The organism is Rhodococcus sp. NPDC059969 (genome assembly GCF_042738325.1).
Classification (GTDB): Bacteria; Actinomycetota; Actinomycetes; order Mycobacteriales; family Mycobacteriaceae; genus Rhodococcus_F.
The window spans coordinates 548,697-572,868 of record NZ_JBHWUF010000002.1; the positions used below are offsets into that span (position 1 = coordinate 548,697).

At 61.4% G+C, this 24,172-nt stretch carries 20 protein-coding genes and 1 tRNA gene; 13 read left to right on the top strand and 8 right to left on the bottom strand.

Features of this window, described 5'->3' with window-relative positions; genetic code table 11:
* The first annotated feature begins 99 nt into the window (after window positions 1–99).
* From ACFWAD_RS11555 to ACFWAD_RS11580, 6 genes are all read left to right on the top strand, one after another.
* A complete protein-coding gene (locus ACFWAD_RS11555) occupies window positions 100–1,404 on the top strand; it encodes a hypothetical protein (protein ID WP_378543760.1) in 1,305 nt (434 codons plus the stop codon).
* Window positions 1,401–2,837 carry an oligosaccharide repeat unit polymerase gene (locus ACFWAD_RS11560; protein WP_378543763.1) on the top strand — a complete coding sequence of 479 codons (1,437 nt, stop codon included), beginning with the start codon at window positions 1,401–1,403 and terminating at the stop codon, window positions 2,835–2,837. Before ACFWAD_RS11555 ends, ACFWAD_RS11560 begins: the two co-directional genes overlap by 4 nt.
* Window positions 2,834–3,637, top strand: coding sequence for an SGNH/GDSL hydrolase family protein (locus ACFWAD_RS11565; protein WP_378543766.1), 804 nt, complete (start codon window positions 2,834–2,836; stop codon window positions 3,635–3,637). Before ACFWAD_RS11560 ends, ACFWAD_RS11565 begins: the two co-directional genes overlap by 4 nt.
* Window positions 3,634–5,049, top strand: coding sequence for a hypothetical protein (locus ACFWAD_RS11570; protein ID WP_378543769.1), 1,416 nt, complete (start codon window positions 3,634–3,636; stop codon window positions 5,047–5,049). The genes ACFWAD_RS11565 and ACFWAD_RS11570 overlap by 4 nt, the downstream gene beginning before the upstream one ends.
* Complete coding sequence (locus tag ACFWAD_RS11575; RefSeq protein ID WP_378543772.1) at window positions 5,046–6,866, top strand: Wzz/FepE/Etk N-terminal domain-containing protein; 1,821 nt, start codon at window positions 5,046–5,048, stop codon at window positions 6,864–6,866. The genes ACFWAD_RS11570 and ACFWAD_RS11575 overlap by 4 nt, the downstream gene beginning before the upstream one ends.
* A gap of 194 nt (window positions 6,867–7,060) precedes the next feature.
* Window positions 7,061–8,473, top strand: coding sequence for a glycoside hydrolase family 71 protein (locus ACFWAD_RS11580; RefSeq protein WP_378543775.1), 1,413 nt, complete (start codon window positions 7,061–7,063; stop codon window positions 8,471–8,473).
* A 3-nt stretch (window positions 8,474–8,476) separates the two neighbouring features.
* On the opposite strand, the gene ACFWAD_RS11585 is transcribed toward ACFWAD_RS11580, so the two are convergent.
* Window positions 8,477–9,676 (bottom strand): lipase family protein, encoded by a 1,200-nt coding sequence (locus ACFWAD_RS11585; RefSeq protein ID WP_378543778.1) that lies wholly within the window; start codon window positions 9,674–9,676, stop codon window positions 8,477–8,479.
* Window positions 9,677–9,705: 29 nt separating this feature from the next.
* Window positions 9,706–11,349, bottom strand: a complete 1,644-nt coding sequence (locus ACFWAD_RS11590) for a serine aminopeptidase domain-containing protein (RefSeq protein ID WP_378543781.1) — start codon at window positions 11,347–11,349, stop codon at window positions 9,706–9,708.
* Window positions 11,350–11,697: 348 nt separating this feature from the next.
* On the opposite strand from ACFWAD_RS11590, the gene ACFWAD_RS11595 reads away from it, so the two are divergent.
* Window positions 11,698–12,993, top strand: a complete 1,296-nt coding sequence (locus tag ACFWAD_RS11595; RefSeq protein WP_378543784.1) for a hypothetical protein — start codon at window positions 11,698–11,700, stop codon at window positions 12,991–12,993.
* A gap of 15 nt (window positions 12,994–13,008) precedes the next feature.
* Here the strand turns inward: ACFWAD_RS11595 and efeB are convergent, their stop codons facing one another.
* Genes efeB through efeU form a run of 3 tightly spaced genes read right to left on the bottom strand, consistent with a single transcriptional unit; the run spans window position 13,009 to window position 16,337 of the window.
* Window positions 13,009–14,289, bottom strand: a complete 1,281-nt coding sequence (gene efeB, locus ACFWAD_RS11600; RefSeq protein ID WP_378543787.1) for an iron uptake transporter deferrochelatase/peroxidase subunit — start codon at window positions 14,287–14,289, stop codon at window positions 13,009–13,011.
* Window positions 14,290–15,420 (bottom strand): iron uptake system protein EfeO, encoded by a 1,131-nt coding sequence (gene efeO / locus ACFWAD_RS11605; protein WP_378539505.1) that lies wholly within the window; start codon window positions 15,418–15,420, stop codon window positions 14,290–14,292. It abuts the gene before it with no gap.
* 14 nt (window positions 15,421–15,434) lie between these two features.
* Window positions 15,435–16,337, bottom strand: coding sequence for an iron uptake transporter permease EfeU (gene efeU, locus ACFWAD_RS11610; RefSeq protein ID WP_378543862.1), 903 nt, complete (start codon window positions 16,335–16,337; stop codon window positions 15,435–15,437).
* Between the two features lie 140 nt (window positions 16,338–16,477).
* On the opposite strand from efeU, the gene ACFWAD_RS11615 reads away from it, so the two are divergent.
* The 6 genes from ACFWAD_RS11615 to ACFWAD_RS11640 all read left to right on the top strand — a co-directional run bounded on the left by ACFWAD_RS11615 (window position 16,478) and on the right by ACFWAD_RS11640 (window position 21,151).
* Window positions 16,478–17,290, top strand: coding sequence for a lytic transglycosylase domain-containing protein (locus ACFWAD_RS11615; RefSeq protein ID WP_378543790.1), 813 nt, complete (start codon window positions 16,478–16,480; stop codon window positions 17,288–17,290).
* Window positions 17,291–17,503: 213 nt separating this feature from the next.
* On the top strand, window positions 17,504–18,790 hold the full coding sequence (gene eno, locus ACFWAD_RS11620) for a phosphopyruvate hydratase (RefSeq protein ID WP_347874312.1): 1,287 nt from the start codon (window positions 17,504–17,506) through the stop codon (window positions 18,788–18,790).
* Window positions 18,791–18,966: 176 nt separating this feature from the next.
* On the top strand, window positions 18,967–19,536 hold the full coding sequence (locus tag ACFWAD_RS11625; RefSeq protein ID WP_378543793.1) for a septum formation initiator family protein: 570 nt from the start codon (window positions 18,967–18,969) through the stop codon (window positions 19,534–19,536).
* Window positions 19,533–20,078: a DUF501 domain-containing protein gene (locus ACFWAD_RS11630; protein ID WP_378543796.1), complete on the top strand. Its 546-nt coding sequence runs from the start codon at window positions 19,533–19,535 to the stop codon at window positions 20,076–20,078. Before ACFWAD_RS11625 ends, ACFWAD_RS11630 begins: the two co-directional genes overlap by 4 nt.
* On the top strand, window positions 20,075–21,040 hold the full coding sequence (locus ACFWAD_RS11635; RefSeq protein ID WP_378543799.1) for an exopolyphosphatase: 966 nt from the start codon (window positions 20,075–20,077) through the stop codon (window positions 21,038–21,040). The genes ACFWAD_RS11630 and ACFWAD_RS11635 overlap by 4 nt, the downstream gene beginning before the upstream one ends.
* A 34-nt stretch (window positions 21,041–21,074) precedes the next feature.
* Window positions 21,075–21,151 (top strand) — tRNA-Leu (locus ACFWAD_RS11640).
* 91 nt (window positions 21,152–21,242) lie between these two features.
* On the opposite strand, the gene ACFWAD_RS11645 is transcribed toward ACFWAD_RS11640, so the two are convergent.
* The 3 genes from ACFWAD_RS11645 to ACFWAD_RS11655 form a co-directional block, all read right to left on the bottom strand.
* Window positions 21,243–21,929: an ammonium transporter gene (locus ACFWAD_RS11645; protein ID WP_378543802.1), complete on the bottom strand. Its 687-nt coding sequence runs from the start codon at window positions 21,927–21,929 to the stop codon at window positions 21,243–21,245.
* A 927-nt stretch (window positions 21,930–22,856) separates the two neighbouring features.
* On the bottom strand, window positions 22,857–23,051 hold the full coding sequence (locus ACFWAD_RS11650; protein WP_378539510.1) for a hypothetical protein: 195 nt from the start codon (window positions 23,049–23,051) through the stop codon (window positions 22,857–22,859).
* 287 nt (window positions 23,052–23,338) lie between these two features.
* Entirely contained in the window at window positions 23,339–24,016 is a 678-nt protein-coding gene (locus ACFWAD_RS11655) for a tellurium resistance protein (protein ID WP_378539511.1), read from the bottom strand.
* Between the last annotated feature and the right edge of the window lie 156 nt (window positions 24,017–24,172).

A 24,172-nucleotide genomic window follows, 5' to 3' on the forward strand; every position in this document is an offset into this window, starting at 1 on the left:
GTAAACAATCCTATAGACTGTTTCAGGTGGGCTGAGCCGACCGACGGTTTCAATTTGATCGCAGTCTGGAAACACCGCGTGTGCAAGGGAGGTGGGGTCGTGGCAGGTCTGAAGCTACGAGTGCTGTTCAGTGCGGGTGACCAAGTGCTGTCCAGCGTAAGTAACGCGTTGATTCTGTTCGCGATGGCCGGACCGTCCTCCGTCAGTGAGTTCGGTCTGGCGATCCTTGTTTTCTCCATCCTCACGGCTGCGCTCGGATTCGTTCGAGGTGCAGTTGGCACACCCCTGCTGTTGATGAGTGCCTACAGTCGCAACAGGATTCGCGCGGAGAGCAGACATGCGATCTCGGGTGCTGCCATCTTCGGAATCCTGGTCGGGATCGTCGCCCTCGGAGTCTCGGTTTTCCTTCACGAACCGCAGGTGGGGATTGCATACGCCGTCGCCGCGCCGGTTGTTCTCGCGCAGGATGCCTTGCGGTTCACCGCGATGTCGATGGGAGAACCGGAACACGCGTTCTTCAGCGATGCGTTGTGGGCGAGCGCGGCGTTCGGTGTGCTTGTCGTGACTTGGATTCGACCAGAGGCACTTTCGATCGCCGAGATGATTTGGTTGTGGTCCCTCGCCGGAGCGCTTGCACTCGTTTACCTGATGATTCGCGTACAGACGCTACCGCGACTGACTGGTCTGTATCGCTGGTGGGCGTCGTTCTGGACTCATCGAATCCGGTTCGGATTCGAGAGTGGCATCGACCAACTGGCTGCAATCGTGATCGTCGCGGTGTCCACAGCCTTCATCGGAACGGTGGCTGCCGCGTCTTTGCGCGGAGCAGTGACCGTCCTGGGTCCGTTCGCCGTGCTGATCAGTTCGCTTCCTCTGATTGTCATTCCCGAATCGGTTCGGGCCGGCCACACCGCGCGCCAGGTGTGGAGCACACTGCGTTATGCAGCGTGGCTCACATCTGCGATGGCGGCAACGATCGGATTCGCCGCTCCCTTCCTTCCCGATGAACTCGGCCGGGTCGTTCTCGGAGAGTCCTGGGCCGAGGCTCGCCATGTTCTGCCGTTTCTCGGACTCGAGTACGCGGCGATCTGTTGGATAGCGGGTGTTTACAATCTCTATCGCACTCAAGGAGCCAGCGGCCGACTGCTCAAGCTGCGAATCGTCCAGAGTCTCACGGCAATTGTCATCTGCAGTGCGGCTGCAGCCCTTACTGGAACCGCGGTCGGAGTCGCGATCGGACTGGCGCTTTCGTCCATCCTGGTTGCAGTCTGCCTGGTGGTCGCTGCGGAACGGAAGCACTCCGGCCGTGAAAGCCCTGTGATCGTGCCATCCACTGTCGATCGTTCCGAACCCGGCGACCTGCGCCGAACACGAACAGGCGCACTGGCCGGGACGACCACGTGAAAACAATTTCCAGCGGGCGGACAAAGCCTGACGAGTTCGCGGAATTCGACGTCGGTCGGCAAGACTCGTTGATGCCACCACTGATTGCGATCTGGACCGCGGTGATCATGGTGATCATCGTGCCTTTCGCAGTCGTCGAGTTCACTCCGACACCCCCAGGGCGCGTATGGATGGCGGTACTTGCCGTCACCACGATCTCGGGATTGCGCTATGCGTGGATTGTGGGCGAGGGCTTTCGTCGGCTCGTCGAGATGTCGTTCTGGGTTTTCACCTATGTCTTCATGGGTCTTGCTCCACTTGCCCAGCTCCGCCTGCGAGAGATTCCTCCTACGACGCCCCGAGTGGATCCGTCCCTCAACTCGACAGCGGTGTTGATCGTCCTGCTGGGGATCGGCGGTTTCCTGGTCGGAGTAGTGTTCTCCGGAGCGGTGTGGCGTCGAATCAGAGACACACGATGGGGAAACGCCACGAGCGTGCGTGTGGATCCCGTTCGGGTTTTGATTCTTGCCGGTTGCGCCCTTGTCGCCAACGCGTACTACATCAAGAAACTCGGTGTAGGGACGCTTCTGTCGAGCCGAAGTGCCGTGGTGGAGCAGGCGAGTGCGTCGCTGGGGCAATCGACGGTCGCCAGCATCATCGGCGCCGTCGCGATGATGTCCTTGCTCGTCGCATTCATCGCGGTGGTCAAATACCGTGATCAGAATCCGGGAGCGGATCGTCTGTTTCTTCTCTGCGCCATCGTGCTCGGAGCCGTGCTGTTGTTGACGTTCAATCCGATCTCGAGTGCAAGGTATCTGTTCGGTACTGCAGCACTCGCCGTGGCGGCACTTTTCGGACTCTTCGCAACCCGCGTTCGTTTCCGTGTGGTTGCCCTGCTTGCCGTGGCTGCACTTGTCCTGGTCTTTCCGCTCGCCGATGCGTTCAGGTACAGCACGTCGGCACAGTTCAAGACAAGCTCGCCTCTCGAATCGCTCACGTCTCCGGACTACGACGCATTTGCACAGGTCAACAACACCGTCAACTTTGTGAATACGCACGGGGTTACCGATGGTAAGCAGGCACTCGGAGTTGTTCTTTTCTGGATTCCGCGGACTATCTGGCCCGGCAAAGCCACGGACACGGGCATCCTGCTCGCGGAGAGCCGCAACTACACGGTCAAGAACCTTTCTGCACCGTTGTGGTCTGAGTTGTTCGTCAACGGTGGATGGATTGCGTTGATTGCCGGAATGGTTGCTTTGGGCTTGATCGCAGGAATTCAGGACAGAAGAATTGAATCGTCGCTGCGCGAGGCCAGGGCGCCGACAATTCTCGCCTGCATCCTGCCCTTCTACCTGATCATTCTTCTCAGAGGATCACTGCTGCAAGCGATGTCGTACTTCCTTGTCATCATCGGCTGTGCATTCTTCGTCTCACGACGGGAGGTGACTCGATGACTCGGACGATCCGATTCTCGTCGAGAATCTCCTCCCGTCGCCCGCTGGAACGAGTGGGCCTTGCTCTGCTGGTGGTATTGGTCGTTTGTGCGACGGCGCTGGCCGTGCGTCAGAATTCGGCTGCCGAAAACGGCCGGTCCGCCCTCACGGCAGCGACAACGGTTCCTCAGTTGCCGCCGGACACAGCGCCGGCATCGATGTGGTTCGGCGACAGCTTCACTGCGGGCATCAACGGAATCGGGCTCGGGGCATACCCGAGAATCATCTGCGTCCGGATGGGGTGGGACTGCAATGTCGATGCACAGGGAAGCACCGGTTTCACCAACGACGGCGCACCCGAGTATCAGGGAACTACAACACGATTCGCGAATCGACTTCCGGTGTCGATCGAGAGGTATCGAGCGGACATCATTTTCGTGGACGGTGGGCGAAACGATCTGCACATGAGTCCGATGGATTTGTTTCCCGTCATGACGTCGTACATCGATGCCGTCCGGGATGCATGGCCGGACGCGCGTCTGGTGATCATCGTGCCGACATACGTCACACCTGTGCCGTACGACGGATACGACCCATCCGTATCAGCGCTGCGAAGTTACGGGGAATCGGTTGCCGCGACCGTGATCGATCCCGTTGCCGACGGTTGGTATGCCGACGTGGACCTCGCGACACTGAAATTCGAGGACGGTGTGCATCCGAATGCCGTGGGGAATGCAGTGATTGCTCAGAAACTGGTGGAATCGCTGACCGCCTCCGGTGTGATTCGCGAGGGCGCGCCTAATGGGGGGATTCTGCGATGAACCCGTCCCGCTTCTTCGAGGTCCTTCGTGACAGGTGGATTGTCGTCGGCATCTCGACAGCGCTCGGTCTGCTGGTAGGCGTTCTGCTGACATTGCTCACGCCGACAACTTTCAAGTCCTCGACCCAACTCTTTCTCACCACGCCAGGGTGGGGAACACCGACCACTCTGGGCAATGCCGATTCGAGCCCTTTCCAAGGTGACGAGTTCTCCCAGCAGCGAGCGGGTACATACACGCGTCTGTCGGAAGGTTCCGACTTCTCGGCCAGGGTCGCAAGTCGTCTGGGCGAGAGTGGTCTTCGTGACGTCGAGAGCATTTCGGTTCGCGTTGTGCCCGACACCGTGTTGCTCGAAATCTCTGGGACCGCCGACAGCGCAGACCGGGCGTTGCAACTGACGAATGCGGCTTCGGACGAGATGAACGAGACGATCCGGCGGCTCGAGACACCGAGTGGGACGTTGATCCCGACTGTTCAGCCGCTGACTGTCGCCACGGCGTCAGCACCGACGAGCCCGGCTGGCCCGCAGACGATTCCGAACGTTCTTCTGGGGTTGGTCGTCGGATCGATGGTTGGACTGACGGGTGTGACCTTGGCTGCCGCGAGGTCGAGAGCAGTTCAGAGTGTCGACGAATTGGCGGCCTGGACGGGTCTACCGGTGCTCGAGTCCATCCCGTACCTCGGTGACAGGGGATCGTCCGCCGAGGAAGGCGATCAGTCGGCATTAAAGAGTTCTTTTGCGCGACTGCAGTTCAACCGAGACCTCATCGGGGCGGGTACGCCCGCGTCGCCCGTGCTCGTGACCGCTGCCGACGAGGGGGAGATCAGCAGGTTCGCAGCTGGCGGCATCGCCGATGCTGCTTGCACTCTGGGATATTCGGTGGTTCTCGTCGACTGCAACTTCCGATCCTCGCGGGCGCAGATCGAGTTGGGGGTCACCGACATCGTCATGTCGGACACCACTCTCGACGATGTCCTGGCCTCGACGCCACTGCGGCCGACTCTCCTCCGGAGCGGTTCGCCGACCGAAACTCCCGACAGAGTCATCGAGTCTGAGTCGTTCAAGCGCATATTGCGAGATCTGAATGCCAGGTTCGACGTTGTGGTTGTCTTCGACTCCGGCGGAACGCAGTACGCCGACTCGAGCCGATTGGCCAAGGTGTGCCGTTCGATAATCCTTGTCGTTCAATCTCATTCGACAAACAGGCAGACGTTGACGACGAAGATTCACGATCTGGAAATCGCAGGTGCGAAGATCGAAGGCTCGGTCCTGCTGGCTACCACGCGCCGAACACAGCGACGGGCAGTGTTGCCCGGCGGTGGGCCAGACACAACTGACTCGGTGGCAAGTCACACGCTACGGCGCGACGGAGACACACGCACACAGCGGTCTCCAAGAAAGGCGAACACATGAATGCACTCAGCACTGCCGTGCGAATCCTGAGACGGGGGTGGGCAATACCTGTCTTCGCTGTGCTCGGCTTGATCCTCGGTGCCTTCATGGCCATCTCGAGTCCGTCGTCCTACACGTCGACAACTGTGCTGTTCATCGGCTCGCCGATCAGTGCTGACTCGGCTGGCGCCTATCAGGGCGATCTGTTTTCTCAGCAACGTGCGGCGACCTATGCCCAACTGTTTTCGAGCGACGATCTGGCGGTCAAGGTAATCGACGACCTGGGACTTCCAATGAGCGGACACGAGTTGGCCTCGCAAGTTTCGGCGGCAGCAGTAGAGAAAACCGTGCTCTTGCAAGTCTCCGTCACGGATTCGACGGCCGAAGGGTCAGCCGGCATCGCCAATGCGTATGCGAAGAATTTCGCACAATATGTCGGGCAGTTGGAGACCCCTAACGGTGGTGGCCGTCCGAATACGTCTGTCCAGGTGGTCACCGAGGCCAACGCTGAAGATGCCAGTGGGGGTTCGAATCTCGTGATGACGTCCCTGTTCGGCCTCGTTGGTGGTCTAGTCGTCGGCGTCGGCGTCCGGGTGCTCGTCGGGCGGCTCGATCGATCAGTTCGAAGTGCTTCCATGCTATCGGCCGTTGCGGGTGTACCGATTTTGGCGACAGTTCCGGAATCGACTTCGCGGGGATCTCACGCTCTGACGTTCCCCTCCGACGGAGCGACTGCGTATGCCGAGTCGATACGCAAGCTCAGGACGGGTATCGAGTTCGCCGGGCCGAGTGCCGACGCGATCCGTTCGGTCCTCATCGCTTCACCTCGGTACTCGGAGCCTGCGGGTTGTCTTGCAGCCGATCTCGCGGTTGTCCTGTCCGAAGCGGGACGTCGAGTGCTGTTGGTGGACAGTGACTTGAGGTCGCCGAGCCTGGATTCATACCTGGGTATCAAGCCGGCAGCCGGCTTTTCCGACGTTCTTGCCGGCGCGATTCCGCTTGTGGACGTGCTCGTTCAGGTACCCGGTCGCTCATTGACTCTGTTGCCCGCCGGCTCGATACGATCCGATTCCGGTGACGCCATCGCATCGGTCTCGGCACGCGAGATGCTTTTGGAAGCCTCCGAGAAATTCGAATACACGATCGTCGTGGGTCCACCGTTGTCGCTCTATTCCGATTCGGCTGTGATCGGCTCAGTCGTCGACGGCGTGGTTCTTGTTTCAACACAGAGTATTTCGTCGGTCGACGAGGTGGCAGGCGCAGCGACCACACTACGCGCTGCCGGTGCGAACCTATTGGGTGCGGTGCTGACGGGTGTCGGACGTAGTGGCTCGGTCAAGGGCCGTAGCCGAGTGAGCATGGTGGACGAGCCTGCGGCGAACGAGCCTCTGGTGAAGAATGAATCGAATGAACCAGTCGGCGCGTGGCCTCCCGTCGAACGACGAGCTGCTGCGCAGGGAGTCCACGCAGAACCAGGTGTTGGATCGACGGGGAAGAATGAAGTGGACAAGCATGATTCGGGCGATTCGGGTGATTCGGTCGAATCTCCGGCCGAAGATATGCGCATCGATTTCGACCAATGGGAGCCGGCAGAGACCGAAGGGCGCTACACGCGCAGTGATCTGGACAGTCCCACAGTGGCAATCCCTCGCTCGATGCTCCGCACGAAGGTCGCGCGGAAGGCAGACCGCTCGAGCGACGAGTTGCCGACCGAGGAGCGGGAGGTAGGATCACTCGGTGGAAACGGCGATTCCGATTCCAGGTCGAATCACCCGCCGCAAGCTTCGGATTCTTTGCAGCAGAATCAAGTTGGAATGCCCTTCCCCGGTTCTGGATGACAACGTCACCGGGCATTGCGGCGTAAGGCCTTGCGCGAGAAGGGGTGGTTGATTCGGTGAACGCCGATGCTCGAAATCGGAGACGGGTGAGTATCGAAGGTTCGCGGGGCAGGAAATTCCGTGCAATTGCCATCGGAATTACGCTGGTGTCGTCAGCGCTTCTCGTAGCGGCCGGCTTTCGACTCTCTGATGGAGTGGGCCGAACTGCGAAAGTTGACGAGACGGCGTCGTCGCATCTCGCCTTTGATGTTCCGGTCTACGGACAGTCGACCGGCAAGATTGTCTTTGCACACTACTTCCCGCCTTATCCCGTCTCGATCGACAATCTACCGTCGGGCGAGGACTATTACGCCACGCAGTATCTCAACCCGAACGGTGAACGAGGTGCACACGCCGCAGTCGGAGGGTTCCTCCGGGACCGGCCACAATCACGGCCCGTTTCAGCCGACCCACAGTGGAGGCAGCGAGATCTGCAAGACGAAGTTCGGCAGGCAATCGACGCGGGAATCGGTGGCTTCTCGGTTGACATTCTGACGAAGTCGTCGAACTCGTTGTGGTCTTCTTCCGTTCCGTCCGAACTACTCGCGGCTTCGGCGGCGGTCGATCCTGCGTTCGAAATAATGTTGATGCCGGATATGAACGGCGAACTCGGAACATTGGACCCTGCGAATCTTGCAGATGAGTTGTCGAAGTATGCGTCATCGCCGTCAGTCTTTCGATTGACGGACAACAGGGTCGTGATTTCGCCGTTTCTTGCCGAGAAACACGACCCGGCGTGGTGGTCGCAGTTTCTCGAAATCATGAAGGCCCGCTACGGGATCGAGGTAGCCTTCGTTCCGCTCTTCCTCAACTCCACTACGAATATGGATTCATTCGCGTCGATAAGCTATGGAATGTCGACGTGGGGTGGACGTAACCCCGCCTTCAACCCAGTGACGGACACAGGGATCGGTTCTCCACTGGATCAGGCGAACCGAGCGCATGCCTTGGGCAAGATATGGATGCAGTCGGTCTCATTCCAGGATGCGCGTCCCAGTCAATCGGTTTTCGACGAAGCGCAGAATACCGGAAATCTCCGAAACACCTGGCAGATTGCGCGGGAGTCGAATAGTGAATGGGTGCAACTCATTTCGTGGAACGACTACAGTGAAGGTACGGCGTTTGCGCCGAGTGAGGGACACGGTCGGGCACTGCTCGATCTGAACGCATATTTTGTCGACTGGTTCAAAACCGGAACGGCACCGACGATTACACGTGACGTCGCGTACGTCAGCTACCGGAACCAACTGTCGTCCGCGCAACCCACACTTCCCTCGGAGTCGCCGATGATTCTGCGTGCGGGATCGTCCCCGGTTCGCGACACGATCGAGGTTTTGACATTCTTGGTCGAGGGTGCAGAAGTGAAGGTTACGGTCGGCGGTACGACGACCACGTGCAGTGCTGATTCCGGGATGGATGTGTGCACCGTTCCTGCTGCGGTCGGTGCCGTCTCGGTCAGTGTGGTTCGGGACGGCACGGAAGTGACTTCGGTGAAGACACATTCCGACGTCGTATCCACTCCTGCGGTTCAGAACATGGAGTACCTGGTCGATTCGAGTTTTCGATGACAATCAGCAGTCCGACGGCGGCGACTCGCCTCTGAAGCGTGCTTGGAGCCAGACTGCGGTCTCCGACCCCGGATCCAGATTGTTGTGAGTTTGGCCTGCCCTGACGATGTGCTGCACCGAATCGCCGAACGCGCAAGCATTGTCGACAGCCTCTTGCACCCACTGCGGACGAATCGTCTCGTCAGCGTCGCCGTTGATGACCAGGAGTGGTCCTCCGGCCGGACGCTGCGGCAGGGCGATCGATGTGAGCCAGTCGCGCAAGACTGCTCCGGCCTCGTCGGAGCTCGGGAGAGTATCGGCGGGATTCAGTCGTGATGCTTGTTCGCCGCGTTCTTTCAACGCCGGACCCGCACATGCCAACCACATCGCAGAGTTACTCGAAAGGGCGCCGTGTAGGTAGTTGCCGGGATCGGTGCCGGGTCGGGCCGTGGTCAGCCCAGATACTACGTACGACATCATGATCTGCTGTTCATGCGTGAGCCACTGCGACTGAGCCAAGTCGGCGAGCTTGGACAGATCTGCGGCCGGAGCCAACGCCACGGACCCGACGAAATTTAACTCGGGCGCGTAGAAACCGGACAACTCCGCCGCCGCCCACGTCGCCTGTCCACCGATCGACACGCCGAGTCCTGCCCATTTCGCGGCTGTGTCCGGGACCATTTCTCGCGCCGCGCGAACTCCGTCGATCAGGTTGAACGCGCTGGTGTTCGGGTCGAGGTACGGGTTGGTGCCGCCGGCCGGGCCAAGCCCTTGGTAGTCGGTCATGACCGCAACGAATCCCAGCTTCATCAAAGGGACGATCGTGCTCGCGTAGCCCAGGAGATCCGGGTACATCGACGGTCCACACTCCGCCGTGACTCCCGTTGTGCCGTGACCGACGGCGACAACAGGCCGCCCGCCCGGTGGTGGATCGCCTTCCGGCACGAAAACGATTCCGGACACGACCGTTGAGCTTCCGTCCAGGCCTGAAGTTGATCGGTATGTGATCTGGTGGGCAGACGCGCCCATTTCTGCTATCAGCGGATCGACATCCTCGAAGACAGTGGCGCTTTCCAGTTTCCCTCTGGCCTCGACAGCGACCGCGCTGATCACAGGGAGCGGCGCAGATGTCGGAGTCGGCTCCGCTGGAGTTGTGTTGGCTGCGCAACCGGTCAGAAGCGCCGCTGTTGTCACTGCAACGACTACGAATACGTGAGACGACATACGAATACCGTCCCGTGTCGATGTGCGAATCATGCTCCGAGTCGCTCCTGGTCGCGCTTCGGCACAGCGAGGCTTCGATCTGCGAACGCGTCGAGTGCCGATGCGACGATCAACCGGCCAACGCGTTCTCGCGAACTGCGGTGGAAAAGATTGTGCTCGCCGGTGCCAGAAAATGTGACGTGTGGGGGGTTCTTCGAAGTCGACAAACGTGTCAGACCTCGTCGGCCTCGGTTCGCTTCGAACCAAGCTTCGTCTTCTGGCGAGAGGGACACCGCAGTTTTTGTCCCGCGGCGGGTCAAGGTGCGAAGCATCGACTCGGGGGCATTGACCAGACCGAGGAAGCCGAGACCGAGCCACACCGGGTAAGGCACGTACCGCTGGGCTCGACGTCCGGCGTTGCGAATTGTTCTGGCCACGATGAAAATTCGGTTTGCAACGTCAGACTCCATTGCATCGACGTGTGCTTTCTTCACCGGTGGTCGTCGATTGTTGATCGACCAGTTCACGATGTTGAGAAGCACCACCGACCGTGCCCCGCGCTGGCTTGCCACGTAGGCGCCCATCCATGCGCCGGAACACATTCCGACGTGCATCCGGCGCGACGGAGGTAGGTCGAGGGTGTCGACGAGGTCCAGCACATTGCGGCGCGCTTCCGGAGACACGATGGGGGTGTTCTCGTCTGTGGAGACAGTTCCGCTGTCTCCTGTGCCCATCCTGTCGAAGCGAATCGACCGGATGCCATGCGAGGCGAGAGTTCGAGCAGACTCGACCCACAGCCTCGCCGGCCCGATCCGGTGCTCGTTCGCGGTGCTGTGAAAGATCGCAGTGGCAGCGTGGCTCGCAGTCGTGCGGGATGCGGTGGAGATTGCAAAAAGTGATCCGGTGGACCGTCGTTCCAAGATTTCCCAGACTTCTTCGCCGTCGTCAGTCGTCGCGACATGCGCCGCTGACGTGATCTCTGGATCGACGAAAGTCTTGTCCTCGCCGAATTGTCGCGACACCCAACTCGAAATTCGTTGTATGTCGTGCGTAGGCACCGAGAGTACGAAACTGCTGGGGGAAACGAACTGATTCTGCCGTTCGACGAATACGCGTTCAGCACCGGATCGCTCGAGCATCCGAACCGTGCGGGGCGAATCAGCGAATTCAGGGCGAATCGCGGCGAGGACTTTTGTCGACGAACTCGGATCGAACGTGCTGAGGTCAAGTCCGGAAAGGTCTTTCATCGCCGCGGAAGCCAGCAGGCCGCCGACGATTGATGTGCGGTCGTCGTGGTGGGGGTCGTCGTCGACGGAAACGCGGTACAGCGAAGTCAGTTCTCGAACGTAGGACCTACCGGATATGACCGGATCCCACAAGACCATCGCACGTAGGTCTCCAAGTGTATCCACGGTGGATGCGGCGAGTAGTGCTCCTGCGCGCAAACCTGTGACGGCAACGGACTCGATACCTGTGCGCCGCACGTACGCAACGGCTGCCGCCACGCTGGCCTGCCAGTGCGCAACTGCTAGCGGGTCGTCCTGCCGACCGGACGAATCTCCCTGTCCCTCATAGTCGAAACGAAGAGCGAGGAATCCGTGCCCGGCAAGTTCCTGGGCGAGTTGGCGCAGTCCCCGATAAGCGCTGATGTGTTCCTTCGCAAGGGGTGGACATATGACGACGGCACCGCGCACGGCAGCATCCGTAGGCAGGTGAAGCGAGGCGAACAGTGCCCCATCACCAGGGCCTGGAATCCACGTGTCAATCGTGCGAATCCCGGTCGGTGTCTGGCGGTCGCGGAGGTGTCGGGTGGTACTCGCCAGCTGGGTGGGGTGGGGTATGTGTAGTGCGGACATCACAGTTGTCATGTTGGCCATCGATTTGTTCAAGGACCTCTCCACACATTGATTCGGCCTGCCAGTTTCGCGTAGTTCTCCGGTCTCCGAGGGATCCGGTAAACTTCCCGCTACGGATAACATACCGCAAGTATGTTTAGTGACGAATAAACAGTGCAAGGGTTGGATACGGGGGTGCGTACAGCGATGGATCCAGTATTCGGTGCGTCGTTGGGCGCTGCATCGGTTCGTATAGTTCGCGCCGACTCCCAGCCGGAAACCGGATCCGAGAGCGGCGGTCGATTCCTGACTCGCACGGTAGGCGCATTCGACGCATCGCCGGCGCGGACAGCCGCGATTCACCTGGTTGCTGCAGTTCGCGGGGACACGTCGCGGATGGTCGTCGCGGTTCCCGACGAGCGACAGAACGTAGCGCTCGAATCGGAATTGCGTGCCCGAGGTATCGAGGGCGCTGTCACCGTGCCGGAAGCAGTGGCCGTTGTCGCGTTGGTTCGAACTTCCGGTGCGGCCGACGGTTTTCGGCTACTGACGGTTCTCGATATCGGCCGAACTGGAGTGACTGTCTCGATGATCGAGATCGGAACCGCGACAACTATCGCGTCCACGCGGTCGACCGCGCTCGCCGGTGACAGGCTCGACGGGACCGTCGCGGAGTTGCTGTCGGCAACCGGTCCTGATGCGGCTTTCGACGGCGATGGCGTGTTCGACGCACGCGCAGTCAAGGAACACCTCGCCAGCGGCTCCCGTCGTGCGCAGGTGATGCCCGTTCCCGAATCCACGTGCATCCGTTTCGATTCGGTTGTCACACGGGAAGTCGAAGACACGCTGATGGTGATTCGAGAAGTTGCGGCGCGAGCCCGGTGCGTCCCCGACGCCTTGGTCCTCGTCGGGGGAGGCGCCCGAATATCACTGGTGGAGAAGATTCTCGAGCGAGAGTTTTCGGTACCGGTGATCAGGCCGGCCGAGCCCGAGCTCGCCTCGGCCAAGGGCGCCGCACTGATAGCCGAGGTCTTACATCAGGAACACCACCTCGGCTCGGAAATCACGGATTCGGAAATCACGGATTCGGAAATCACGGATTCGGAAATCACGGATACGGAATTTCCGGATTCGGAAGTCGCGGACTCGGAAATCGCAACGGATGCGGTAGAAGCGTCTCCCGATGAGGCCGACGTGCACAGCGTCGGTGTAACCGAAGAAGGCACCGAATCGGATTCGCCACCCGCAGGTGGACTTGGGAGAATGCAAATCCTTGTGGGCGTGGGGTTCTCGCTGGTTGCTCTGACCAGCTTCCTCGCGTGGGCAGTGCTGCGCCCGTTCTCGGATCCGGCACAGGCGGAACCGCCGCAGGCGCAAACAACTGAGATTGTCGCGCCGGTACCTACTTCGGCATTGCTGCCACCGACTACGACCGAGGCGATCGATCCACTGACTGAGCGGAATCGGGCGCCGGTCAATTTGGTGCGTTCGTGGAGATACTGAACCTGGAGATGCTCATCAGGTGAACAGTTGAGAACTCCAGTCCTTGCCGTCGGCGAGACCTCCGGGGCAGGCGAAGACTGCAGAACCGACGTGCTGGATGTATTCGTTCAACGCATCGTGTCGTGAAAGGTTTTGCTGCATCGGAACAAACTGCTCGACTGGATTGCGGCAATATGCGACGAAGAACAGTCCCGCGTCCAGGTGGCCGAAGCCGTCGGAGCCGTCTGTGAAGTTGTATCCGCGGCGCAGGATCTGAATCCCACCGAGTTCCTCGGCCGAGGCCAGACGCACGTGTGAATCCTCCGGGATGACGAAGTCGTGTCCCATTTTGGAATCGAGATCGAGTTCGTCGAACTCGTCCTTGCCACCGAGCGGCGCTCCGCTGCGTTTGGATCGGCCGATGACGGCTTCCTGCTCCTTGAGAACTGCGCGATCCCACTGCTCGATCAGCATCCGAATGCGTCTGGCGACGAGGAACGATCCGCCTGCCATCCAGGCCTGATCGTCGTTGGGGTCGACCCAGACGTGCTGGGCGAGTGCGTCTGGATCTTCTGCCTTGATATTCGCGGTTCCGTCCTTGAACCCGAACAGATTTCGTGGTGTCGCCTGCGTGGTCGAAGTCGAGGACGTTCGTCCGAACCCGAGTTGTGACCACTTGACCGACGCGGTCCCGAAAGCGACTCGTGCGAGGTTGCGGATCGCATGCACGGCAACCTGGGGATCGTTGGCGCACGCCTGGATGGCGATGTCACCCCCGCTGCGATTCGCATCGAGGTTGTCAGCACGGAAGTGGGGGAGATCCAGTAGGGCAGCAGGTTTCTTGTCAGCGAGCCCGAAACGGTCGTCGAAAAGGGACGGTCCGAATCCGATGGTCAGGGTGAGTTGCGACGGCGCCAGATCGAGTGCCTCGCCGGTATCACTCGGTGGCGCGTACGGACCGTCGCCGGTCGCGCCGTCCTCGGTTGCTTCCTGACCCGCAGTCATTCGTTCGGCCATCGCCGTCCACGTCTGCAGGAGCGAGATCAGTTGGTCGCGTGATTTTGTCGTCACGTCGAAAGCGACGAAGTGCATGCGATCCTGGGCCGGCGTCGTGATGCCTGCCTGATGTTCACCCCGGAAGGCCACCACATCTGCGTGATCGGCGCCGGAGTTCTCGTCGGCGGTCACCCGTCCGATGACGGCACCGGCACCGGCCAGGACGGCGCCGGCTCCCACGGCGCCGAACAGTCGGCGCCGTGAGACTGCATGTGGTGCTGCGTTTTCCGCAGCGGGAGTGCCTTCTGGTGAATCTGTCATCTATTGTCCCGCAACTACTTCCTGGACCTGGCTGACCTCGGCGGACAGGGCATCGATTTTACGCGAGAGTTCCTGACGCTGTGCCTCGGTAACGGTGTCGTAGTACACAAATCCGTCGCCGACGCGGAATTGTGCCAGCGCGGCGTCGAGGTCGGCGAATCGGTCGGCGATGCGCTGGGCGAGCTCGGGATTACGTTCCTGCAGAATCGGATTCAGCGCCGCGATCGCAGCTTGTGAGCCGTCGACGTTGGCCTGGAAATCCCACAGGTCGGTGTGCGAGAAGATGTCTTCCTCACCGCTGATCTTGGAAGTCGAGATCTCGTCGAGCAGTCCTTGGGCATCGCCGGCGATCTTGGTGGGATCGATCGTGTAATCGTCTGCGTTCACCTGGTCGGCAAGGTACTGGATGTCTTCGAGTAGCTGATCTGCGACTGCGTTGGTGTCCGGCTGCAGCCCGGTGACCCACAGATCCTTCTCGAGTCGGTGGAATCCGGTCCAGACCTGACCGGGCTCGAGATCCGCTTCGCGAAGGTCCAGCTTGGGATCGAGTTCGCCGAAGCTCTCGGCTTCGGGCTCGATGCGCTCGTAGTAGGTACGTGCGATCGGGAACAGTGCCTTTGCCTGGTCGACGTTGCCGGACTGCACGGCGGCGACGAACTGCGCTGCGGTGTCCTGCAACGCGACGATCTGGCTGCGGATGTACCGACGGTAACCGTCGGCAGCCTCGGCGAGCTGGCCGCTCTCGTCGGTGGCTGCTTGCGAATCGCCCGTGACGACGAAGTCCTGACGGATTCCGGTTCCGACCATGCCCGGTTTGCACGCGAGCTGATAAGTCGCGGCCTCGGGGAGGGAGACGATCAGCTGACGGGTCAGGCCGGGGCCGATGTTCTCGACCTCGCCCATCGCTCGATCACCCTCGGCGAAGACGTAGAACTCGGTGACCTTGGAGCCGTTGTTCGTCACCTGGAAGGTCGACGTGCCGGTCGTCCCCGTCGTGGCGCTGACTTCGCACGAGTCGTCGGTGGCGGTGACGACGATGTCACCGTCGCTCGCCGTCGTCTTCTCGGTGCATGCGGCGAGGGAGAAGGGAAGTACCGCGGCCGTGGCCAGTACGAGGGTGGATTTACGCATGTCGGCAATGCCTCTCAGGATTTTTCGGGAACATGTGTGTCGTGCGCAGGCGGGGCCGTCGGCTCGGACGGCTTCGACGGAAGCGGACGAAGGAAGAGCGCGAGAACGACGACGAGGTACACAACCCACGCGGTGGCTTGCAGGACAGTCGGATCCGGTCGGAAATTGAAGATTCCGGCAAGGACGGTGCCGTACCAGGTCGACGGGTCGTAGCCGGGCGTCAGGTTGAACGCGAGAGAGGATCCGCCCGGCAGGACGTTTCCGGTCTGTAGAGCACGAACACCGTACGAGAGGATTCCGGCGGCAACGACTATGAGGAAGATCGCCGTGTACCGGAAGAACGTCGTCAAGTTGAGGCGGAGGGCGCCGAAGTACATGGCCACGGTCAAGGCTGCGGCCAACAGAATTCCGAGGAGCAGTCCGACCAGCGGCCAGGAGCTGCCTGCGGTGTTCTCGGCGTATCCGACCATGAGCAACGCCGTCTCGACGCCTTCACGACCAACCGCGAAGAACGACAGCGACAAAATGGCGACGGGGCCAGCGATCAGCGCCTTTTCCATTCCGGCTTTCAGATCCCCGGAAATGTTCTTCGCTGCCGTGCGCATCCACAGGACCATGATCGTGACGATGACGACGGCGATCAGGGAGGCAACGCCTGCGATGATCTCAGCGGTCAAGCCGTCGACCGTCGATGTTCCGTAGTGGATCGCGAAGAAGATGATCGCCACCATCGCGACGGCGATCGCGACGCCGAGCCACACCCATTTGAGTGCGTCCTTGCGCTGAGCCTTCACAAGATAGGCAGCGAGAATCATCACCACGATGCCCGCTTCGAGGCCTTCGCGTAGACCGATCAGGCCACTACCGAATAGCTGAGTGGCAACTGACGGTGTGCTCGCGGCAGCGAGTACCGACACGGGCACGGGCGACTCCTGACTGAGTGGGTGAAACAGGTTCGGACAGCTTCATGAGGCTAGGCCAGCCTTAACTCAGAAAAAGATACTCCACAATCAGCGGGGAACCATGCCCTGACCTGTGCTTTTACTGTTCTTTACCAATGGACTCGGGAGTAGTTCGCTCGCATGTGGATGATGGAAGGGTGTACCGAACCCCCGCTGCCCGCAGAAGTCCCCGGCGTCTTTCGAGAGCCGTCGCCGCAGTAGCTGCCGGAACAGCTTTGCTGGGCGTTGGCGCAGTGGCGTGTGGATCGAACGAACCGAAAGTGGCCATTCCGGAGGGCATACCCCCAGGTAGCGGCTCTCCGACACCGCCGATCGACATCAACGCTCCCGGTCGCAGTGCCGATCAACTTGCCGATTGGGCGGCGGGATTGTCCGACGACATCGGGATCGGTACGACTGCGCTCGAGGCATACGGGTATGCCGCTGCGGTCATGGCCGAGACGCTTCCCGGCTGCGGAATCGGGTGGACAACTCTGGCCGGTATCGGCAGCGTCGAGAGCCGCCACGGGACCTACGACGGTTCGTCGGTCGACGCGCTGGGGCAGGTCGCCCCGATCATTCGGGGAATCCCTCTTGACGGTGGCCCGGGAGTTGCCGAGATCCCCGACACCGACGGCGGAGCGATGGACGGCGATCCCGTGCACGACCGCGCCATGGGGCCCATGCAGTTCATTCCTGAGACGTGGCTCAAATGGGGCGTCGACGCCAACGGCGACGGCCGCGTGGACCCGGACAACATCGACGACGCCGCCCTCACCGCTGCCCGCTACCTGTGCGCACGCGGGGGCGACCTCACTACCGCAGCCGGCTGGCAGCAGGCGCTGATGGCGTACAACCTCTCGGGCGACTATCTCGCGCTGGTCCGTGATCGTGCGTCGGCATATTCAGTCGGGGTTCGGCCGGACTGACGGTGATCGACCGCAGGTCGGGGCCATGACCGCGCGTCGATAAAGAAGCCTTCGGCCGGTGCGGTTAGGCTGTGTGCTGGCACTACAGAGGTGCTGGCACTGCAGAGGCCCAGCCGCGATCGTGGTCCTCTTTCGACCGGAGGGGTCGGAGCCCAAGTGTCAAGCACGCAGTGCGTGCCCCAATGCGAAGCCCATTCGAAGGAGAACCACACAGTGGCCAGTATTGAGCAGGTCGGAGCTCGCGAGATCCTTGATTCCCGTGGCAACCCCACGGTTGAGGTCGAGGTTCTGCTCGAAGACGGAAGTTTCGCCAGGGCTGCGGTGCCGTCCGGCGCTTCGACCGGTGAGCACGAAGCCGTCGAACTGCGCGACGGTGGCGCGCGCTACGGCGGCAAGGGCGTCGAGAAGGCCGTAGAGGCTGTGCTCGGCGAGATCGCTCCTGCCATCATCGGCATCGACGCGACCGAGCAGCGCACGGTCGACCAGGCGCTGCTCGACGCAGACGGCACTCCGGACAAGTCCCGCCTCGGCGCAAACGCTTTGCTCGGTGCCTCGCTTGCCGTCGCTCGCGCCGCTGCCGAGTCCTCGGGCCTGGAGCTGTTCCGTTACGTCGGTGGCCCCAACGCTCACGTACTCCCCGTCCCGATGATGAACATCCTCAACGGTGGCGCACACGCCGACACCGGTGTCGACGTCCAGGAATTCATGGTTGCTCCCATCGGCGCACCGAGCTTCAAGGAATCGCTGCGCTGGGGCACCGAGGTCTACCACTCCCTGAAGTCGGTTCTCAAGGAGAAGGGCCTCTCCACCGGTCTCGGTGACGAAGGCGGATTCGCTCCGGACGTCGCGGGCACCAAGGAAGCACTCGACCTCATCACGATCGCCGTGAACAAGACCGGCCTCAAGCTGGGCACCGACGTCGCGCTCGCTCTCGACGTCGCCGCCACCGAGTTCTACACCGACGGCACCGGCTACAAGTTCGAGGGCAAGAACCGCACGGCGGCCGAGATGGCGGCGTTCTACGCCGACCTCATCGACGCATACCCGCTCGTCTCCATCGAGGATCCGCTCGACGAAGACGACTGGGACGGCTGGGTTGCGCTCACCGATCAGATCGGCAACAAGATCCAGCTCGTCGGCGACGACCTTTTCGTCACCAACCCCGAGCGTCTCGAAGAAGGCATCGTCAAGGGCGCGGCCAACGCACTCCTGGTGAAGGTCAACCAGATCGGCACCCTGACCGAGACCCTCGACGCCGTCGATCTCGCTCACCGCAACGGCTACAAGACGATGATGAGCCACCGGTCCGGCGAGACCGAGGACACCACCATCGCCGACCTCGCAGTTGCCGTCGGCAGCGGCCAGATCAAGACCGGTGCTCCGGCCCGCAGCGAGCGCGTTGCCAAGTACAACCAGCTGCTGCGTATCGAGGAGAACCTCGGCGATGCAGCACGTTACGCCGGCGAGGTTGCGTTCCCGCGCTTCGCTTTCGAGGCCTGACGGAAATCTAAGATTCAGTAGTGTCTGCACAGCGCGGTAAGCCACGATCCCCCGGCGGAAGTCCGGGGGGTCGTGGTTCCCGTCGTGGAGACACACCGTCTCGTGCGCGTCGCGACAGCGCCCGACGCCCACGGGCGTCGGAACCTTCGGTAGATCCGGCAGCAGTTGATTCCGCTGTGACAGACCCCGCGCAGTCGGGTGCCTCGACAGAGAAGGCGTCGGCACGCGGGTCGAAGTCGGCTCGAGGGAAGAGCGGAACCAACAAGTTCTGGTCTCGGCTTCCCAAGTCGGACAACACCATTTTCGGGTTGTCCACCAGCCGGGCCGTGGTGCTCGCGATGGTTGTACTCATGTTGGCGCTGACACTGGCTGTGCCGCTGCGTACTTACATCAGCCAGCGATCGGACGCCGCGCAGGTGGCGGCCGAACGTCAGGTGCTCGAGGAAGAGCTGCGAAAGCTGCAAGGGCAGAACGCACGCTTCGACGACCCTGCGTACATCGAAGCTCTTGCACGAGAACGCCTTCGGTACGTCAAACCGGGCGAGACCCCGTTTCAGGTTCAGCTTCCCGGTGACTACAAGGAACCGGAGAAGAAGCAGGAAAAGGAAACACCGCTGACAGGTCCGTGGTATCGCGATCTGTGGCAAACGATTTCGGAACCGCCAGTGGTTCCCGAGACGACGACACCGGCCCCGATGCCCTTGGCGCCGATAGAGCCAGAAGAACAAGGAGTACCCACCGGGTGAGCAACACGTCCGAAAATTCCCCACAGGTTTCACAGGCGGACCTCGACGCCGTTGCCGCTCAATTGGGCCGTGAGCCACGCGGAGTGATCGAGATCGCGTACCGCAGCCCGGACGGTCAGCCGGGCGTCGTCAAGACTGCCCCCAAACTTCCGGACGGAACACCGTTCCCGACGTTGTACTACCTCACCGACCCGCGACTGACTGCCGAAGCCAGCCGTCAGGAATCCGCCGGCGTCATGCGTGAGATGACCGAACGTCTGACGCAGGATCCCGAACTTGCCGCGGCTTACCGCCGGGCGTACGAGTCGTACCTCGCCGAGCGCGACGCGATCGAATCTCTCGGTACCGACTTTGCCGGTGGTGGGATGCCGGATCGCGTCAAGTGCCTGCACGTGCTGATGGCGCATTCGCTTGCCAAGGGTCCCGGCGTGAATCCGCTCGGTGACGAGTCCGTGGCGTTGGCCGGTCACGGAAAGCTCCGCGGCACTGCAATTCCCGCGGACTGGCCTGGCATCGACGATGCCGACACCACCGACCAGTGACTCGCCGTGTTGCCGCAGTTGATTGCGGTACCAACTCCATTCGACTGCTGATCGCCGACGTCGGAGCTGACGGTCGTCTGGTGGATGTCCGACGCGAGATGCGCGTTGTGCGACTCGGTCAAGGCGTTGATGCGACAGGGGCGTTCGCGCCCGAGGCCATCGAACGCACCAGGGTTGCGCTCGTCGAGTACGCGTCGATGATCGCCGACGCCGGAGCAACCGCCGTTCGCATGGTCGCCACCTCGGCTACTCGCGACGCTGCGAATCGGGAAGACTTCTTCACGATGACGCAGGACGTGCTCGGTGCGGTGATTCCCGGATCCGGAGCCGAGGTCATCACCGGCGACGAAGAGGCACGTCTCTCGTTCAGCGGTGCTGTGGGAGAACTCGATCCGTCGGAGGGCCCCTTCGTGGTGGTAGATCTCGGCGGCGGATCCACTGAAGTTGTCCTCGGCGAGGCGTCCGGGGTCCAAGCTGCGTACTCCACCGACATCGGCTGTGTGCGCGTCACGGAGCGGTGCTTACCGTCGGATCCGCCTACGGCAGAGCAGGTTTCCGAGGCGACGGCTTTTGCGACCGCGAAACTGGCCGAGGCGTTCGAGGCCGTACCCGTCGAGAAGGCGCACACGTGGGTGGGTGTCGCTGGAACCATGACGACGCTGGCCGCGATCGCGCAGGATCTTCCGGAGTACGACGCCGAGAAGGTGCACCTGTCGAGGATTCCCTTCAAGCAACTGTTCGACGTGTGTGAGCGTCTCATTGCCATGCCGCGGGTTGATCGTGCTGCCTTCGGTCCGATGCATCCGGGGCGGGTGGACGTCATCGGCGGCGGAGCGATCATCACCACGGTGCTGGCTCAGACCTTCGAGGCCAAAGCCGGGATCACCGAACTGATTGTCAGCGAACACGACATCCTCGACGGCATCGCGATGTCGATAGCCCAGACCGACCCGATAGTCTGATCCCTGCCGCACCCGACCAGTCGGGTGCGTCAAGGCCCCCATAGCCCAATTGGCAGAGGCAACGGACTTAAAATCCGTCAAGTGTCGGTTCGAGTCCGACTGGGGGCACCAAGTAATCCGCCTGCACAACGAATCGAAAAACCCCGCTCGTCCTCATACGGACGGGCGGGGTTTTTCGTGGAGCAACGACTGGTTGTCGGGGCTACTGAGCCCAGACGGTCGTCCCTGCAGGAGCATTCAGCGTGTTGACGAGATCGATACCGGCCACGACTGCCGCGCCGCCGCCGCCGAGGATCGTTCCGGCGACACCGCCGATGCCGGCTCCTGTCGCGAGACCGCCCAAGCACAGTGCCGCAGCGACGGGGAGACCGACGATGGTCAAGCCCAGCGGAGCGCCGACAGCGCACCCGATTCCGGCGCCGACGATGGTGCCAAGCAGACTGCCAACCTGAGTGCCGAGACCGAGCTGGCTCTGGAAGTGTGCGATTGCTCGATCATTTTCCTCGGGCGAGGCGACGGGCGTCCATTCCTTTGCCGCAGGCGCACTCTCGGGCCGAGGGGTGGCCTTCGCCGAATCGGTGATCGGTGTCAGCGTGAGGGTCTTACCGTCTTCGCTGATCGCACGATCGAAGGGAAACTGCAGATCTCCGAGGTTGTATGCGAGAGGCAGGGAAACCAGGTCGGCTCCCTTGCTGTCCTGCAAGATAACGGACTTGCCGTCGCCGGAGACCTTGAACAGCCCGGCGTCGATGGTGGTGACGATCGACTTGTCGACGACCTTCGCTTCGTAGTTCACGTCGGTAGACGGATCAGCCGATGCGATCCCTGTTGATGCTCCGACTGCAGCGACCGCCAGAGCAGTCACAGCCGCTTTCTTGAAGAAACCCATAGTTCATACCCCGTGTTCGCCTGCGTGTACTCGCAGAAACTCGACAACTTCGGACATTGGTAAACCCCCGACAAAGCCTTCGTATTAAAGCAGACCGAAGTGACAGAAGGGATAGTTGCGCTCGGGCCGACCGGAAGCGCCCGGTCTAGTCGAATTTGCCGTTTGCAGTACCAATTTATCGAACGTGTGTGCGAAAATATGGAGATGCGGTTGACCGAGCGATCCCCGGACCGCTGCCCGAATGGACATCGACTCACGGCGAATACGTGCCTTGTCGGCTGGGAGGTCTGCGGGTGTGCCTCGACGGAGAATGGCGGACACAGGACGCATTACTGCAGGCGATGTGGTGAAACTGTCCGGACGCCGGAGTGTGTCGGCGTGGATCCGCAGAAAAGTCGGTGGGGTTGAAGTGCTGTTACGTTGTGTTTCAAAGAGATTCGGGAGAGCCTCACCCGGCGGATCGGCGCCGGGTGAGGCTGGTGGATCAGGTAGGCGGCGCGACGGGTGCGTCGCTGCTTCCTCCCGAGCTCCCGCTCGATGAGCCGGTGCCGAACAGTAGACCGAAGAAGCCGGAGATTGCGCCGAAGAAATCGAACATGGGCGAGCCTTTCGCGAGGACGAATGCGGTCACGACAAGTGGCCGACTTGCGGTGGTGTTCAGAGAAGTTCCGTCGACACTGACGGCGAAGGCGTCGGACGAAGGCCGACTGCCGGATGAAATGTACGATTCGTCCCGGTTCGATACAAGTCTTCCCCGGGTAACAGTTACTTGAGGCTTAAATTACCGGGGGTGCCCTGCCTGCTTGGGTGGGGCAACCAGGCAGGGCAGTGGTTGGCCGTCCCTCTCAATACCGACCTACGGCGAACCATTGGCGTTGAAGGTACCCACACTTCGTGATGCGCGCCACTTACGTACCAGTACCTTCGTTAGCCGAGGTCAGTGGTGGCGACGACGGAAGTCGCCGACGTCCCCGCGGGGACGTGGTTCATGGAGAAATCGCGGTCCCGGTCAGGGTTGACGACGCTCGCCAGTAAGAGCATTGCGGCGACGAAAAGAATCCCCGCGGCGAGGTAGGCGATTCTCACGGGCAGGCGAGGGCGGCGATCTGAATTCGTGGACATTCACGTTCTCCATCAGTGCAGTGGTGAACGTTTAATTTAACAATCAACTAGTACGAGCGCGGCGAACAGTGACGCAAGATACGAAAAGACCCTCGATCTCGGGGGAAATCGAGGGCCTTTCCGGTCGAACGTCGGCGTCGCCAAGCACATAGCGTCACCGACCCACTATCGGTGTCGAGCGTGACCCCTCATGTCCGACCCCACTTCTCGACACTATCCAGTAATTTGCGACATTGGGGACGATTCGGACTTTGTCCATCGGATGGGGGATGCCCCGGCCGCGACACCTACTTTCGTCCGGCTGCCCATTTCATTCCCCAGTTGTATGCCCGATCGAGATCGGACTGACTACCGTTGATGTACCGCACCTCGCGGGTAACCGTCACGCCCTGACCTGAACTTTGGATGAGCGCGATCGCGCACAGTCGCTCCTGGTTACTGGCGGAGTCGAGTCGCACTTCCACCTCAGGTCCGTTGGTGGGATACAGGGTGACTACGCCGTCCACGGCCGCCCAGTTGGGGGCCCCGTCGTAGATCATCGCGAAGATGAGGATTCGCCGGAAAGCGCTGGGGTCACCGAGATTGACGTGCATGTTCTCGCCGCCGGTGTTCGCGCCACTGCGGTCGTCACCGTCGAGCGAAATGTACGGCGGGGAAGTCAGTGAGCCGAAACTGTTGCCCAAGGCCTGGACTACTCCTTTGGACCCGTCGGCGAGTTCGTAGAGGCATCCGAGATCCAGGTCGACCGCGCCGGAGCCTGCGCCGGCGAGCTTGGCGAGGAAACCGGTCTTCTTCGGTGGCGCTCCCTGTGACCAGTTGAGGTTCACGCGCATATTGCCTTGTCGTTCACCCGCCTTCGCGAGGTTGACCGTCGGCGCTGATTTGGTGAGCGTGATCTTGCTCAGGCTGACCGGTGCCTGCGACGATGTGGACTCGCCGGAACGTCGGGTGTAGTCGATTGCCATCGTGATAGTCCTTGTCTGAACTCGAATGAGTCCGATCGTGTTACCCGTCGAGGAATCTCCACCGACGTGATCGGCGATCTCCGGCCATTGTCCCTCATGTCCGGATTTCAACCCGAGGACGCGCAACTCGCTGCGCCAACCACCGCGCAGACCAGC